13 protein-coding genes and 1 other RNA gene are annotated in these 14,662 nt (G+C 65.9%); 3 read left to right on the top strand and 11 right to left on the bottom strand.

Annotation, left to right across the window (positions count from 1 at the left end):
- The first annotated feature begins 239 nt into the window (after positions 1-239).
- On the top strand, positions 240-791 hold the full coding sequence (locus tag IPJ87_10145) for a hypothetical protein (protein ID MBK7942214.1): 552 nt from the start codon (positions 240-242) through the stop codon (positions 789-791).
- A gap of 3 nt (positions 792-794) precedes the next feature.
- Here the strand turns inward: IPJ87_10145 and IPJ87_10140 are convergent, their stop codons facing one another.
- Positions 795-2,027 (bottom strand): alanine dehydrogenase, encoded by a 1,233-nt coding sequence (locus IPJ87_10140; protein ID MBK7942213.1) that lies wholly within the window; start codon positions 2,025-2,027, stop codon positions 795-797.
- Between the two features lie 140 nt (positions 2,028-2,167).
- On the opposite strand from IPJ87_10140, the gene ssrA reads away from it, so the two are divergent.
- Both ssrA and IPJ87_10130 read left to right on the top strand, forming a co-directional pair.
- Positions 2,168-2,565, top strand: a transfer-messenger RNA (tmRNA) gene (gene ssrA / locus IPJ87_10135).
- A gap of 132 nt (positions 2,566-2,697) precedes the next feature.
- Positions 2,698-3,135 (top strand): GIY-YIG nuclease family protein, encoded by a 438-nt coding sequence (locus tag IPJ87_10130; protein ID MBK7942212.1) that lies wholly within the window; start codon positions 2,698-2,700, stop codon positions 3,133-3,135.
- On the opposite strand, the gene IPJ87_10125 is transcribed toward IPJ87_10130, so the two are convergent.
- The 10 genes from IPJ87_10125 to IPJ87_10080 all read right to left on the bottom strand — a co-directional run bounded on the left by IPJ87_10125 (position 3,046) and on the right by IPJ87_10080 (position 14,661).
- Positions 3,046-3,342, bottom strand: coding sequence for a hypothetical protein (locus IPJ87_10125; GenBank protein MBK7942211.1), 297 nt, complete (start codon positions 3,340-3,342; stop codon positions 3,046-3,048). The two genes, IPJ87_10130 and IPJ87_10125, sit on opposite strands and share 90 nt — an antisense overlap.
- A complete protein-coding gene (locus IPJ87_10120; GenBank protein MBK7942210.1) occupies positions 3,329-4,555 on the bottom strand; it encodes a hypothetical protein in 1,227 nt (408 codons plus the stop codon). Before IPJ87_10120 ends, IPJ87_10125 begins: the two co-directional genes overlap by 14 nt.
- Positions 4,555-4,866, bottom strand: a complete 312-nt coding sequence (locus tag IPJ87_10115) for a T9SS type A sorting domain-containing protein (protein MBK7942209.1) — start codon at positions 4,864-4,866, stop codon at positions 4,555-4,557. Before IPJ87_10115 ends, IPJ87_10120 begins: the two co-directional genes overlap by 1 nt.
- Complete coding sequence (locus IPJ87_10110; GenBank protein ID MBK7942208.1) at positions 4,863-6,395, bottom strand: hypothetical protein; 1,533 nt, start codon at positions 6,393-6,395, stop codon at positions 4,863-4,865. Before IPJ87_10110 ends, IPJ87_10115 begins: the two co-directional genes overlap by 4 nt.
- On the bottom strand, positions 6,392-6,679 hold the full coding sequence (locus IPJ87_10105; GenBank protein MBK7942207.1) for a T9SS type A sorting domain-containing protein: 288 nt from the start codon (positions 6,677-6,679) through the stop codon (positions 6,392-6,394). Before IPJ87_10105 ends, IPJ87_10110 begins: the two co-directional genes overlap by 4 nt.
- Before the next feature lie 18 nt (positions 6,680-6,697).
- Complete coding sequence (locus IPJ87_10100; GenBank protein MBK7942206.1) at positions 6,698-8,206, bottom strand: hypothetical protein; 1,509 nt, start codon at positions 8,204-8,206, stop codon at positions 6,698-6,700.
- Complete coding sequence (locus tag IPJ87_10095; protein ID MBK7942205.1) at positions 8,206-12,192, bottom strand: right-handed parallel beta-helix repeat-containing protein; 3,987 nt, start codon at positions 12,190-12,192, stop codon at positions 8,206-8,208. The genes IPJ87_10100 and IPJ87_10095 overlap by 1 nt, the downstream gene beginning before the upstream one ends.
- 321 nt (positions 12,193-12,513) lie before the next feature.
- The gene (locus tag IPJ87_10090) at positions 12,514-13,653 is read right to left on the bottom strand and encodes a DUF2062 domain-containing protein (protein MBK7942204.1); all 1,140 of its coding nucleotides are present in this window, start codon (positions 13,651-13,653) and stop codon (positions 12,514-12,516) included.
- Positions 13,650-14,036 (bottom strand): hypothetical protein, encoded by a 387-nt coding sequence (locus IPJ87_10085; GenBank protein ID MBK7942203.1) that lies wholly within the window; start codon positions 14,034-14,036, stop codon positions 13,650-13,652. The genes IPJ87_10090 and IPJ87_10085 overlap by 4 nt, the downstream gene beginning before the upstream one ends.
- A 4-nt stretch (positions 14,037-14,040) precedes the next feature.
- Entirely contained in the window at positions 14,041-14,661 is a 621-nt protein-coding gene (locus IPJ87_10080) for an outer membrane lipoprotein carrier protein LolA (GenBank protein MBK7942202.1), read from the bottom strand.
- Position 14,662 lies beyond the last annotated feature (1 nt).

Raw genomic sequence — 14,662 nt, 5'->3', positions numbered from 1 at the left:
ACAGGGATGACGAGAGTGGCGGCGCGGTGTGTCCAGCGGCGGAAGGAGGGTCGCATTCGGCGGGCTCGTAGGGGCGGTGAAAGGTAGCCGTTCGTTCCGATCGACCGGCGCTCATGCCGCTCATTCCGAGGGGGTTCCCGATCGCGGCCACCCCGCGGTCGAACCGGTGCCGGTCCTGGTCGAACCTTTCCCTCCGTTCACCCGTAAGCAGGGGGAGTTCGCCGATCCACCGGCGCCCCATGCCGTTGCAGCAGACGTGCGTTGATCAGGTACGCGGCCAGGTGCTGGCCCACGGTGCTGATGCGGTGCTGTGGGAACACTCCGGCATCCTCACCCGCGTGGACCTCGAATCCGCGCTGGCCCGGGTGGAGGCCGGCTCACTGAGCGTCAGCGATCCCGTCGCCGTGCGCAAGCGCTTGGTCAGCGTGCTGGTGGAGGGCGTGGAGAACATCCTTCACCATGCCGGGCAGGCCCAGGCCGCCGAAGGCAGCGTGCTCGTCGGCCGCACCGAGGAGGCGTACCGCATCGTGCTCGTGAACCGTGTGGAACTCGCCACCGCGGCGCTTCTTCAGCACCGCATCGAGATGCTCAACGCCATGGACGAGGTGGCGCTGAAGGAGCACTACCTGATGCTGCTCGCCAATGAATCGCGCACCGCCAAGGGAGGGGCCGGGCTCGGCCTGCTCACCATGGCCCGCCGCAGCCGCCGGCCCATGCGGGTGCACGTGTCCGCGAACGGAGGCGGGTACGCCGTGTTCTGCCTCGAGCTCGCCGTAGCGCGCGGGGACTGACGGTCAGTGCGCGTTGGTGGCCTCGGCCGCGTAATCCTCCAGGTGGTTGAAACGCGCGGTCAATCGGCCTTCCTCCACGATCGTGGCCCGGTCGATCATCGCGTCGTCCCCCTCGCCCAGCAGCGCCGGAAGCACGCGGTCCATCAGGTCCTGCGCGAAGGCCTCGGAGGCATCCCGCGGCAGCGCACAGGGAAGGTTGTCCACCGCCATCACGCCGATGCTGCCCGCGGCGCCGAAGGCCACCTCGCCGCTGGTGACCGGCGAATACCCGTAGAACGGTTCGTCGACGGTGCTGGCCCGCAGGGTGCTGTCGATCGGGCCGTCCACATCGCAGCTCACGTCGGCGATCAGCCGCAGGGCGAGGCCGGGCGTCCGCAGGTCGTCGTGCGTGAGGATCTTCGGACCGCGCGGGTCCCAGAAGTGGCACGCGAGGTACACCGAGGCGTGGCGCAGGTAGGGCAGCAGCCCGGCGCGGTGGCCGCCCGGGTCGCGGTGGAAGGCGGAACGGTCGAAGGGTGCACCGTCCACGCGGTGGTACAGGTCGCCGGTGCCGAGCACGGTCACTGTGGGGCCTGGGTGGCTCCCGGCCATCAGATCGGCGGGTGCCGTGCGCCGCAGGTCGGCGGCCTCCAGCATCTCTAAGGCGCCCTGGCCCACGCGCCCGGCGCCGGTCATCACGATGTGCAGCGCGTCGCGGTCCACCAGCTTCAGCACCTCGTGCTTGAGCTCGGCCAGGTCGTGGCAGTGGTGGGCGGCCTTCAGCTCCGGACCGCCGCGCAGCAGGTTCCAGCCGCGCATTGCGTTGTAGGCGCCCACCACACCGGCCCAATGGCCGAAGGCGAGCACCCGTTCGCCTGAGCTGTCGGTGAGCAGCTCGTGGTCGATCAGCGTGATGCCCTTGCGCACCACGGCCTGCATCAGCTTGCGGTTGTGCGGCTGCTTCTTGATGGTGTGGCTGAAGATGAGGTAGCGCTTGCCTTCCAGGAGATGCTCCACGGGCACCTCCTTCACGCCGATGAGCAGGTCGCGGTCGCTGAGGTCGGCGGCCAGGCGCACGCCGGCAGCCTCGTACTCGGCGTCGCTGAAGGCGCGCACCGGGCTGGGCTCCACCACCAGGTCCAGATCGGGATGCATCGCCAGCGCGCGGCGCGCGGCCTTCGGCGTCATCGCCACCCTCCGGTCCACGGGCACCTTCCACTCCCGGATGATGCCGATCCTATGGTTGCTTCCCTTCATGCCTGCTTGGAACGGCGGCAAATGTAGACGCTTCGTCAGGCCGGGTGGCGATCCGTGCCGGATCGTCCGCAAGCCCCGGTCGGCACGCGTTTCGCCACGCTGGTGCCGTAGCTTTGCGCTTCGTTCCTTGAACCATCCATGGGGCCGACCTGGTTTTGACAGCGGCTGGGTGATGTGCGTAAGCAGGTCGAGCGTGAGGTGCGGCTCGTTATCCCAGTGCCTCAACGCCATAACTGGCGACGTCAACTACGCGCTCGCAGCCTAATGGCCTCAGGCCAACGGCTTTATCCACGTGAACAACAGTAGCGTGGACGAGTGCCCCTCGGGGAGGTCCGTCCTTCGCTTTCCCGGTACAGGGGTATCATCCTGAAGGGCTGGCCCGCGCTGTGGTCCGGTGCGCGGGTGAGACACAGGACCTAAGCCACCACTGGGGTGCCCTTCCCCAGGTGATGGTCGAAAACCAATGAAGTGGCTGAACCTGGAGAAAGCTCATGTCACGGTCGTTTGGACGAGGGTTCGAATCCCTCCGGCTCCACCTTCGCCTCGCCGAAGCCATGTTCCGTGCCTCGCGCAGGACGTGGCGGCGGCGGGCTCCGCCCGTGCCTCTGTCGCCCGATCGAAGACCCGGTTCTTCGGCGAGGCTACGGTGGACACGGTCCACCATCAGACCATGGAGTTCTCGCATTGGGTCTACCTGCTGACGTGTGCGGATGGTCATACCTATGTGGGCTGTACCAAGGATCTTTCCGAAAGGCTGCGCCAGCACCGAGCGGGCTTGGTCCGCTTCACCCGGGACAAGCTCCCGGTCCAGTGTGTCGCGACGTTCGGTTTTACCGATCGGCAGAAAGCCTTCGCGTTCGAAGAAATACCTGAAGACGGGTTCCGGACGTGCCTTCATGAACCGGCACCTACGTTGATCCCTCGCCGAAGCAACGTTCCTCGCCTCGTGCAGGACGTTGCGGAGGCGGGCTCCGCCCGTGCCACCGTCTCCCAACGAAGATCCGGTTCTTCGGCGAGGCTATGGTGGGGAAACCACCACGGTGCCCCCCGCCAACCAGCGCTTTTCATCCGCCAAGTGCAGGTGGTAGACGCCGGGGGCCAAGGGTGAAAGGGGGAGGAGGTGCGATAGGACGGTGCCATTGAGGCGTACGGTCTCCCGCAGCACCTCCCGGCCCGAGGCGTCCAGCAGCACGGCCTGCACCGCACCCGTGGGCGTGAACCCCACCGGTAGCTCAAGCTCCAAGCGCACATGATCCGTGGCGGGGTTGGGCCACAGCCGCAGCCGCTCCTGCAAGCTGACCTCATACTCCTGCACCCCCCACCAGATGGCAGCCCGGCACCACGCAGCCCAGGCTGTCGGTCTTGATCACGTAGATGGTCTCCAGCCCCGGAGTGGGATCGAGGTTGTTCTGATCACCGCGGCCACAGAGCACGAAGCCACCGTCACTGGTGGGCTCCACATCGTAGAGCTGGTGGTCGGAATGGAACACATCATAGTTGCGCGACCACAGACTGTCGCCCGTCGGGGAGAATTTCGTGATGGTACCCTCCCCCACCATGCTCCCCGTGCCGATGAAGGTCCCGTCGGGCAACACCTCGAAGTCCGTGGTGGAGGAGTAGTAGTTGTAGTGCGAGCGTTTCTGCCACACGATGCCCCCGTTCGCATCCCACTTGGTGAGCATCATCTGCTGCCAGTACGAGGGCCAGGCCAGCTCCCGGTACTCGCTCCAGGTGACGATGTGGCCATCGGGCAGCACCCGCACCGCACCGTTCGGAGAGGACCGCTCTCCGTAGTAGCGCAACCAGAGCTGATCGCCTTGTGCATTGGTCCGGATCAAGAAGCTTCGATCAGGACCTCCCGGGATCTGCCGATAGCCGGTGAGCAGGGCGCCTCCGTCCACATACTCCGCCACTCCGGTGGCCGCGGTCGTTTGGCCGGTGACGGGCCCGAAGACGTTGGTCCAGAGGGTATCGCCCTGAGCGTCAAGACGGACCAGAAATGCGCGGGTGCTCTGGTCCGGGCGATCAAAGAACCCTGCCAGAAAGAACCCTCCATCCGCCGTCTGCCTGGTCTGCCGGATGAAGTGCGTGATCGAATCCGCCGGGGGATAGGTGCTGATGAGCTTACGGTCGGTGGTATCACCGCTCTCGTTGAAGCGGTAGAGCCAGGTCTCGGCCCAATAGTCCGAACCCTCCAGGACCGCACTGGCAAACCCTCCGGTATCGAGCGGGCATACCGGTGCGATGTACCCGAAGGCGTAGTGCCTAGGGTCCCCGTTGGTGTGCTCCTGCTCGGCCACAAGCAGCCCTTGTGCATTCAACTTGCGCACGAAAAGGTGGGTTTTCCCCGAACCATCCGGAGAAACCTGATGGGAGAACAACAGGTACCCGCCATCCACCTCCACGATGCTTCGACCACTCCCGCCCTTGCCGTTCTGCAGGGAGTCGAAGTGGACGATGAAGCCGGTCTGGGCGGGCACCCCCAGAGTGCCCGCCCCAATGACCGCGATGCTTGCGAGGATGCGCATCACTTCACCACGTTGAATTTCACCTCGGCCATGGGCCGGCCCTCGTAACGGAGCCGGGCCAGATACAAGCCCTCACCCCAGCTGTGCATGTCCACGTCGTGGAAGGCGCGCCGTCCGTTCAAGGGGAGCACCGCCACCAACCGCCCCTGGGCATCGAAGAACTCCAGGGTGCCCTGCTCGGCGCCTTCGGGGTAGCTGATCATCACCCGGTCCCGTGCGGGGTTGGGGTAGGCTCCCAGCAGCGGGGCAATACGCCAGCCCTTGCGATCGGCGGGGAAGCAGGCCATGCGGTAGGGTTCGGGCCACTTCATTCCACCAGCAGGTTACCGCCGGCCAGCCAGCGCTTCTCATCCGCCAGGTGCAGGTGGTAGAGGCCGGGGGCCAAGGGTGATAGGGGGAGAAGGTGCGAGAGCGCTGTGCCGTTCCGCGGTACGGCCTCCCGCAGCACCTCCCGGCCCGAGGCGTCCAGCAGCACGGCCTGCACGGTGCCCTGGGGCCTGTACCCAGGCGGCAGCTCCAGCTCCAGCCGAACAAGCTCCGTGGCGGGGTTGGGCCACAGCCGCAGCCGCTCCTGCAAGCTCACCTCATACTCCTCGACCCCCACCAGATGGCAGCCCGGCACCACGCAGCCCAGGCTGTCGGTCTTGATCAGGAACATGGTCTGCAGGCCGGGGGTGGGGTCATTGGGTCCTTGCTCGGTCTCGCCACAGACCACGAAGCCACCATCGCTGGTGGGGTCAATATCGTACGGCATGTTCTCCGACCCGCCCACCCAGGTGTACACCACGTAACCACGCGACCAGATGCTGTCGCCATCGGCGGTGAACTTCGCGAGCTGGCAGGCCCCCTTGTGCCAGATGCTGCAGATGATGCTGCCATCCGGAAGGACCTCGAAGTCGCCTGGTTCGCTGCTGGAGTTGAAGCTCCAATGGCTTTTCTTGCTCCAGATCAGATCACCGTTCAGGTCCCATTTACGCAGTTCGATCTGCTGCCAGCCTCCGGACCCCAGAGCCTCCTTGTAGTCCGTGTAGGTGATGATCTGGCCATCGGCAGCCATGCGCACGGAAGGAACATCCCAACCATAAAGACCGAACTGCCGGCGCCAGATCTGACCTCCGCTGCTGTTCACCCGGATGAGCGTATGCTTGTTCTGTGGTCCTGTTCCCAACTCGATCGCCGTGATCGCAAAACCGCCATCCGCCAATTCACAAATACTATAGGCGTTCTCTTCCTGGTTCGGATAGCCATATGTCCTAGCCCAAAGGGTATCACCCTGAACGTCCGTGCGGACAATGATGGCTTGTCCATTCTCATTGGGTGGGCCAAAAACACCACACAGCGCGTAGCCCCCGTCCATGGTGCGGACCGTCTGCCAATGCTGGATGAAGCTGGAGTCGGCTGTGCTGTAGGACAGCAACCGTTTGGTGGCCACGGTATCGCCATCCTCGTTGAACCAATAGAGGTACAGGGTGCATTCGTACGGGGCGGGCCCGTAGGTGGTGATCCCGCTCACCAACACCGTGTCGCTCCGCACCATGGCCCCGAAGAGGCCGTTGTTGTAGGTCCTGTTCACATTATAATGCAGCGCACGTTCGCCGATCACGCGGCCCCAGGCATCCGTCCGCCTTAGAATAACGTGCGTCCGTCCGGTGGTATCACCATTATGCCATCGCTGAATGCCTCCCACCAGAAAGCCGCCATCATTTAATTCCACTACGCTGTACGCAGGCGCGTTGTGTCCCATTTGTACACTATCGAAGTCCACAACGAAGGTGTTCTGGGCGGAGAGCACCAAGCTCCCCGCCAGAACGACCATTACGCAGAACGCGGCGCGTTTCATCGTGCGATGTTGAACTTCACCTCGGCCATACGGATGCCATCCACGCTCAGGCTTCCCAAGTAAAGCCCAGGTGCCCATTCGCGCACCTCTAGCCCAAGGAACGGCAGGCCCGGCTTCAGCAAGTGTGCGGTCATCAAGCGGCCTTGTGCGTCGTAGATCTCCAGATGACCTTCAGGGATATCCGGCGGCAGCGTCACCATCACCCGGTCACTGGCCGGGCTGGGGTATGCGCTCAGCAGCGGGGCAATACGCCAGCCCTTGCGATCGGCGTGGAAGTAGGCCATGCGGCAGGGCTCAGGCAACTACTCCACCACCACATTCCCCCCCGCCAGCCAGCGCTTCTCATCCGCCAGGTGCAGGTGGTAGAGGCCGGGGGCGAAGGGCGTGAGGGGGAGAAGGTGCGAGAGCACGGTGCCGTTCCCCGGTACGGCCTCCCGCAGCAGCTCCCGGCCCGAGGCGTCCAGCAACACGGCCTGCACGGCGCCCGTGGGCCTATACCCAGGCGGCAGCTCCAGCTCCAGACGCACATGATCCGTGGCGGGGTTGGGCCAAATGGAGAGGTGCTCCTGCAAGCTGACCTCATACTCCTGCACCCCCACCAGATGGCAGCCCGGCACCACGCAGCCCAGGCTGTCGGTCTTGATGAGGAAGATGGTGTAAAGGCCGGGAGTCGGGTCCTGTCCGCTCTGCCGGGCGTACCCGGTCATCACGAAGCCTCCATCGCTCGTGGGGGTCACGTCGTACGGGTAATGGGTAGCGTTCACCCCGAACCAGCCATAATCCCGTGACCATAGACTGTCACCTTGGGCATCGAACTTGGCCATCGCCGCCCACCCCCCCCAAGTGCCCGAGGTGATGAACGATCCATCGGGCAAGAGCTCCATGTCAAACGTGGCGGACTGGTATTGATAGTGGGATCGTTTCTGCCAGACGATGCCACCGCTCGCATCCCACTTGGTGAGCATCATCTGTTGAAACTCGTATGGCCAGGCCAGCTCCCGGTACTCGCTCCAGGTGACGATGTGGCCATCGGGCAGCACCCGGACCGCACCGTTCGGGGAGGAGCGCTCGCCATAGTAGCGCAACCAAAGCTGATCGCCTTGTGCATTGGTCCGGATCAAGAAGCTTCGATCAGGACCTCCCGGGATCTGCCGATAGCCGGTGAGCAGGGCGCCTCCGTCCACATACTCCGCCACTCCGGTGGCCGCGGTCGTTTGGCCGGTGACGGGCCCGTAGACGTTGGTCCAGAGGGTATCGCCCTGAGCGTCAAGACGGACCAGAAATGCCCGCGTGCTCTGGTCGGGGCGATCAAAGAACCCTGCCAGTAGGAAACCTCCATCCGCTGTTTGCCTGGACTGCAGAATGAAGTGCGTGATCGAATCCGCCGGGGGATAGGTGGTGATCAACTTGCGCAGCGTGGTATCGCCGTTTCCGTTGAAGCGGTACAGCCAAGACTCGGCCCAATAGTCCGAACCCTCCAGGACCGCACAGCCGAACCCACCGGTATCGAGCGGATACACCGGTGCGATGTACCCTAAAAGGTTGTGGCGCGGGTCGCCACTGTGGTACTCCCGCTCCGAGAGCAGTTGCCCTTGTTGGTCCAGCTGGCGGAGAAACAAGTGCGTCTTGCCAGTACCATCATGCGAGGTTTGGATCGTGAAGAGCATGTACCCATCGGGCACTTCAAACACACTTCGGCCCATACCGCCCTTCCCGTTCTGCAGGGAGTCGAAGTGGACGATGAAGCCGGTCTGGGCGGGCACCCCCAGAGCGCCCGCCCCAATGACCGCGATGCTTGCGAGGATGCGCATCACCTCACCACGCTGAATTTCACATCGGCCATGGGCCGGCCCTCGTAAAGGAGCCGGGCCAGATACAGGCCCTCACCCCAGCTGTACACGTCCATCTCGTGGAAGACGCGCCGTCCGTTCAAGGGCTGCACTGCCACCAACCGCCCCTGGGCATCGAAGAACTCCAGGGTGCCCTGCTCGGCGCCTTCGGGGTAGCTGATCATCACCCGGTCCCGTGCGGGGTTGGGGTAGGCCCCCAGCAGCGGGGCAATACGCCAGCCCTTGCGATCGGCGGGGAAGTAGGCCATGCGGTAGGGCTCGGGCAACCAGCCTTGGGGCAGGCTGTCGGTGGCGCCCAGGCGCAGCAGCGTGGCCCAGGCCTGTGCGCTGCCGCTGTTCTCCTCCCCGAAGGCGAGGGCCTCCAGCGCGGCGATCGGCGGGGCGGTCAGGCTGTTGGGATCGCCCGCCATGGTCTCCAGGAGTTCGCCGAAGGCCACCAGACCGGCATGCCCCTCATGCTGCAAGGCCCCGCTCGCCAAGGCGTGCGCGGCGCCGAAGTTGCCTGCGGCCAGGTGCATGGTGTACAAGGTACGCGATCCCAAGTGCAGGCTGTCCGCCAGGTAGATGTTCATCAGGCTGTCCGGTTTGCCGGCCAGGGTGCTGTCCGCCGCAACCGCCAGCACCAGGCGGTGCTGCAGTCGGCTCTTCTCCTGGCTGCGCTGCACGATCTCCATCTCCAGCAGGTCGCGCGGGCTGGTGCCCTGGTCGTACTGCGCCAGCAGGGCCCGGTGGAAGGGCGGCAGGGCCTCGCTCTCGTCCAGCACGATCTCCACGTCCTTCTTCAGGGGGCTGTTATCGATCAGCACTTGCGTGAGGTGCCAGGGGTCCATGGCCACCTCGCGCCGGATGGCCTCTGTAAGGACCTCGTTGCTCAAGGGGCCGTTCGCCAGCAGCACGCTGCGCAGGGCGTGACTGGGCCAGGCCACCGGATCGGCGATGGCGTCCAGGAGGTCGGGACGACCGCCGCCGTCCACCACCCCGTTGTACGTGTTCACCGCGCTGCCCAGCTCCACCACCTTGGCCATGTAGGTCTGCCGGTATTCCTCCAGGTCGCCTATTATCTGATCCAGGTCGCCGGCCCCGCAGTGCTGATCCTTATCGAACGGATTGGGATGGAAATGCGCCAGCAGATCGTAGAACCAGCCGCCCGTGTAGTCGTACGCCACACCGAACTCATCCTCGACGCATTCCGGCCGCAGCTCAGGATTCCCCGAGTACGCGTAGTAGTGGTAGTCCACATGCAGGCCATAGTCCGTGAGGGCGAACACGAAGGGATGTCGGGCTGGCCATGCGTTCAGGTCACAATCGGCAGCCAGGTCGAAGCGGTTGTTCGCCAGGGTGGTGGCATTGGTGCCCAGCCCCTGGTTCTCGCGGATGAACGCGCTTTGGATGAGGAACTGGTCGATGAAGTTGTTCGTGTGGTCGCCGCAGAGCAGTTGCAGGCCCGGCAGGGTGTTGAGGTTGCTGGTATACGCCACGTGGCGGCCCTCCACCACGCAGGCCGCGTTGAGGTCCGCGAAGGTGTTGTCGTAGATCTGATTCTCCTCCAAGGCCGGCCCTTTGAACCAGATGCCGATGCCGGGGCATTGGGCGCTGCCGGGCCGGGTGAAGGTGTTGCGCTCCACGGTGTACAACTCGCTCTGCACCAGGAACAGGCCGATGCTCGAAGGACCGTTCATTGGATCGGTGGCCAGGGTGCTGAAGTGGTTGTTGGTGACCACCGCATGGCGGCTGGCCAGGTCCAGCACCCCGAACTTGTTGTTCTCGAAGGCCATGCCGTCCACCGTGTAATGCGCAGGTGGAACAGGTACGTAGGCCAGCACCCCGGCGGTGAGGTTGCGGAATCCGTTCTGGGCGTAGTTCATGGCACCGGTGGCATTGAAACTGGCGTTGTAGGCCACGATGCCGATGCCGCGCTGGTCGGGCGTCGCGAAACCGGCGAACGCATCGTTGCGCAGGTCGCAGTTCTGGAAGGTGACCCCGTTCACATCGTAGAGATGGGCCATGGCCGCAGGAGGCACGTTCAGGTCCGGCCAGCCCGCGGTGGTCTCGAAGGTGCAGGACACGAACAGGCAGAGGTTGGGCAATTCGCCGTTGGCCCCGGCCCGATGATAGCGCTCGGCGCGAACGCCGGTGATGCAGTTGCGGAAGGTGGACTGCCAGCCCCTGACCCACCCACCGAAGTAGTTGGGATCGGTGCTGTTGAGGCCGATCTCCCGCGCGCACCATACCCCCACCACCGCGTTCTCCACCACCGAGTTGTCCTTCAGGTAGAGCCGGCCGTGGGCGCTGCCGCTCTGCAGGGGATCGTTGGTGGTGCCCTCCACGCGGATGCCCGGCCAGCGCTGGCCTTCGCACGCCAGGGCGGTGAGCACGCAGGTGTTGAACTCGATCCGGGCCCCGCGCTGCACGATGAGCCGTGCGTTGGGGGTGAACCGCCAGGTCATGTCGTGCACCACGATGTTCGCCCCGGTGCCGATCACGTAGTCCTGGTCGAACACCACCTCGGCGCCGCTGCCGAACGGGTTGTTCTGGGGGGTCCAGGTGACGCCGCTGGCCGCCGTGCTGTAGGGGCCCTGGAAGGCCTGCTGCAGCGCGGTGCTCACGCAACAGCCCGGTGCGCCGAAGGTGGCCGCCGGATCGAAGCCGTTCACCTGCACGTTGCCGATGCGGGCGAAGGGCACATTGGTGCCCGTGGGCAAGGGCAGCGTGGGCCAGTTCACGATCGGGTCCGTGGTGGGCGCGGGGTCCAGCCAGGTGGCCGCGGCGGGGGTCTGTGGGTCCACCAGGCAGCCCAAGCGGCCGTTGGTCCAGTAGTACAACGCAGGCGATGTGCCATTGGGCGCCACGCCCGGTTCGATCCGGCTGTACACGAAGTCCATGGGCACGGTGATGCCCAGGTTCAGCGTGGTGAGGTCGACCACCACCCCGGTGGCCAGGTCCACGTAGCCCAGGGCAGGCGCTTCGCCGTGCATGGTGAAGTACAGGTACGAGCCGGAGGGGTCCACCGCACAGCCCATCACCAGGTGGTTGGTGCTGCCGGCGGTCTGCGTGCCGGGGTTGTAGCCATCCATGCGGACGTAAGTGCCGTCCCCTTGGAACCGCATCACCGCGAGCGGCAGGTAGGGCGGCACCGGCAGGTCGGTATCGTTCAAGCCATGCTTGCAGGTGATGGCCAGCAGCAGCTCGCTGGTGCTGGACACCTGCTGGAACTGGATGAAGGTGCGGTGGTCGCGCGGCGTGGAGGGGTCGCTGTCCGCGATGGGGTGGCTGGCGACCACATCGATGCCGGAGGGCGTCACGCGGCATTGCACCAGCTCGTCCCGCGTGGCCAGCGCCAGGAACAGGTCACCGGTGGCGTCCTGGTAGGGGATGGCGTCCATGCTGACCGTGCCGGGCTTCACGCCCCCACCCAGGTCGATCTCCGCGTGGTAATACTCCACGGGCGAGTTGCTGCTGAGGTTCAGCAGCCCGGGCTGCGTCACATCGATCTGCTGCGGCAGGTCCGGGAAGTCCGTGTCGAGCCCGTAGCTCTGCAACTCCTGGTCCAGGCCCACCACGCGACCGTTGCGGCCCGCATGGTAGCGGTTCGGCAGGGACATGTCCAGCAGGGAGAAGTTGACATCGGTCTGCGGGGAGTTCAGCGGCGGCTGCTTGCCGGCATGGACGATGAAGTAGCGGTCGCACGCCTCGGGCACCGGCAGAATGAGCACCTCACCGTTGCCCGCGTACAGGCATTCGTGGCAGGGGCTGGCCAGCACGTTGTCCGCGATGAGGTAGCCCTGTCCATCGTAGATGTTGCCGTCCACGATGAAGAAGAGCAACCCGCCATTGGGGCCGATCTGCGCGGCCTGGCTGTAGGCGGCCACCGCTCCGGTGTAGCGGTATGGTGCGCTGCTGGTGGGCAGGTCGGAGATGGCCAGGGTTCCGCCGCCATCATGCAGCACGGCTTGATCACCGGCGATCCATACCGGGTTCTGCCCGTGGGCGGCCGTTATCGCACACGTCAGCAGCGCTGAGGTCCAGAGCGTTCGCGCGGGGGGGGGGGGGGGGATTTGAACATGATCCGGGGGTTGAAGTGGGACTTCCTGCGGCTCGTCCCATGGCCGAAGGGCGATGAGTGTCCAAAGCAGGGCCAAGGATCATCCTCGCACAAGGGGCTTTTCACGTGGGTCCACCCATGTATTTCCACGTAGGTCCACCCACGTGTTCTCCCCCTTGTGCGGGGGAGGGGGAATGCGTATGGCGATGGTTGCTTGATCCGCGGTTCACCGCCCCCGCGCCCCCCGCAGCACCGCCCAGCTCACCAGCGTGCCCGCCAGCCCGGCCGCCAGGGCCAGCAGCACGGCGCCCAGCAGGTACTGCATCATGTTCCAATGGATGGCCTCCAGGGTGAGGTCGGCGAAGCGTTCGATGCGCACGCGGTCGTCGCCCACGAACGGCGCGCCCATGCGGTAGCTGCCGTACAGGATCAGCGGGATCATGGGCGGGATGCTGATGTTGGCCGCCGCCACGAAGAGCACACGGTTCAGCTTCAGCAGGAAGGCCAGCGGGATGCCCACCGCCAACTGAAAGCCCCAGATCGGCACGATGCCCATGAAGAGCCCGAAGCCGATGCTGAGCGCCTTGTGCAATGAGCTCTCCTCCGGCCGCACCGCTTCCTCCTTCAGCCGCCGCCACAGCCGGCCGCCCGTGAGCAGCTGCTTCGGCCAGTGCCACAGGAAGGCCAGCGTCACCAGCACCGAGTTGAGCAGGCTGATGCGCAGGAAGTCCTTGCCCGGCCTGAAGTGCGACACGCGCTCGGGGAAGTCGTAGCGCACGCTCACCGGCACCTGCACGAAGGGCACATCGCGCCACGCCAGTCGCACGATGGTCTCCACCTCGTACTCGAAGCGCGCGGTCCAGGCCCTGAACGAACAGGTGGGCCCCAGCGGATAGGCGCGGAAGCCCGTCTGCGTGTCGTCCAGCCTCCAGCCCGTCTCGATGCGGAACCAGAAGTTGCTGAAGCGGTTGCCGAAGCTGCTCTTGCCGGGCACGTCCGCACCGCTCATGTCGCGCGCGCCCATGATCATCGCCCCGGGGTTCGCGGCGATGGCCGCGCGCAGCTTGGCGATCTCGCCCGGGGCGTGCTGCCCGTCGCTGTCGATGGTGATGGCGTAGGTGAAGCCCTGCGCCAGCGCCGCCTCGAAGCCCCGCCGGAGCGAGAAGCCCTTGCCGCGGTTGCGGTCGTTCGTGAGCACGGTGATGCCGTCGATGCGCGCCAGGATCGCCGCCGTGCCGTCGGTGCTGCCGTCGTTCACCACCACGATGTCGCGCTCGCCGGCGGCCTGGATCGCGCGCAGCACGCCCTCCACGGTGGCGGCGTTGTTGTAGGTGGGCACCAGGACGCAGGCGCGCGTGCTGCTCATGCCGGCAGGGGGGCGAAGCCGCCCTTGATGCTGAAGACCGCGCGGTCGCCGCAGCTGCCGCTGACGTCGCACGACACGCTGTCGCCGTCCTCACCGGTGATGCGAAGCGTGAGGTCGAGCACCGTGCCCGTGGCGGGCTCCAGCGGCGACAGGAACTTGATGACGCGGCTGCTGCGCAGGTGCACCGGACGCCCGAGCCCGCGGCTCAGCAGGGCGCCCGCCAGCTGCACCATGGCCACGCCGGGCATCACGGGGCGGCCGGGGAAATGGCCCTGGAGGATCGCGTGCTGCGGGTCCATCACCGCGCGGGCCTGCCAGCCTCGGTCTTCGGCGAGGGGCGCGAAGGACTCCACGTGGAAGAGACTGCGGCAAGCGGCGTCCATGGCGTCAAAGATCGGTGAAGGCCCCGGAAGACACGGGCTTGTCCACCTGCACATCGGTGTAGCGCACCACGGTGCGGTCGCCGTCGAGCTCCACGGTCTCCATCTCACGCAGGCGGTAGGTGCGGCGGTCGAAGCGGAGGACCATGCGCTGCACGCGGCGCGCCATCGCGCCCACCGGGGTGAGGTGGGCCACGAGCACATCGCCGCCCAGCTCGTAGCGCGGCTTCATCTCCGGGCTGTCCAGCAGGCGGCCGCTCACCAGGTCCAGCACCAGGGCGTTGATCGAAGCGTACAGGCGCTGCTCGGCGGGGCCGAGGCGCTTCTCCGTCCCGTTCTCCTTCACGCGCACCAGCGGGCCGGCGGTGAGGATGGTGAGCGGCGCGGTCCCGTCCACGCTCCAGCGGAAGCGGTCGGGCCGCTCGTACACGAAGCGGCCGGGTTCGCTCACCGGCGCCTTCAGGGCCCGGAGGTGCTTCTCCTGCACGAAGGTGGCCTGCACGGTGCGCATCGCCCGCGTGGCGGCCAGCAACCCCTTCACGGCTTCATGGTCCGGGCCGATGGCGCTGAACTGGCCGTGCACCAGGGTGCACAGCGCCAGCAGCAGGGTGGTGATCGCGGCGCGCATG

The sequence above is a fragment of the Flavobacteriales bacterium genome (genome assembly GCA_016713875.1).
Classification (GTDB): domain Bacteria; phylum Bacteroidota; class Bacteroidia; order Flavobacteriales_F; family PHOS-HE28; genus PHOS-HE28.
Note: the sequence above shows the minus strand (reverse complement) of the source record. Positions and strands in the feature narration are given on the sequence as shown.

Bases quoted from the DNA above. Each gene is read 5' to 3' on its own strand.
- IPJ87_10145 (MBK7942214.1), top strand. From the start codon at position 240: ATGCCGTTGCAGCAGACGTGCGTTGATCAGGTACGCGGCCAGGTGCTG.
- IPJ87_10140 (MBK7942213.1), bottom strand. From the start codon at position 2,027: ATGAAGGGAAGCAACCATAGGATCGGCATCATCCGGGAGTGGAAGGTG.
- IPJ87_10130 (MBK7942212.1), top strand. From the start codon at position 2,698: ATGGAGTTCTCGCATTGGGTCTACCTGCTGACGTGTGCGGATGGTCAT.
- IPJ87_10120 (MBK7942210.1), bottom strand. From the start codon at position 4,555: ATGCGCATCCTCGCAAGCATCGCGGTCATTGGGGCGGGCACTCTGGGG.
- IPJ87_10115 (MBK7942209.1), bottom strand. From the start codon at position 4,866: ATGAAGTGGCCCGAACCCTACCGCATGGCCTGCTTCCCCGCCGATCGC.
- IPJ87_10110 (MBK7942208.1), bottom strand. From the start codon at position 6,395: ATGAAACGCGCCGCGTTCTGCGTAATGGTCGTTCTGGCGGGGAGCTTG.
- IPJ87_10105 (MBK7942207.1), bottom strand. From the start codon at position 6,679: ATGGCCTACTTCCACGCCGATCGCAAGGGCTGGCGTATTGCCCCGCTG.
- IPJ87_10100 (MBK7942206.1), bottom strand. From the start codon at position 8,206: ATGCGCATCCTCGCAAGCATCGCGGTCATTGGGGCGGGCGCTCTGGGG.
- IPJ87_10090 (MBK7942204.1), bottom strand. From the start codon at position 13,653: ATGAGCAGCACGCGCGCCTGCGTCCTGGTGCCCACCTACAACAACGCC.
- IPJ87_10085 (MBK7942203.1), bottom strand. From the start codon at position 14,036: ATGGACGCCGCTTGCCGCAGTCTCTTCCACGTGGAGTCCTTCGCGCCC.
- IPJ87_10080 (MBK7942202.1), bottom strand. From the start codon at position 14,661: ATGCGCGCCGCGATCACCACCCTGCTGCTGGCGCTGTGCACCCTGGTG.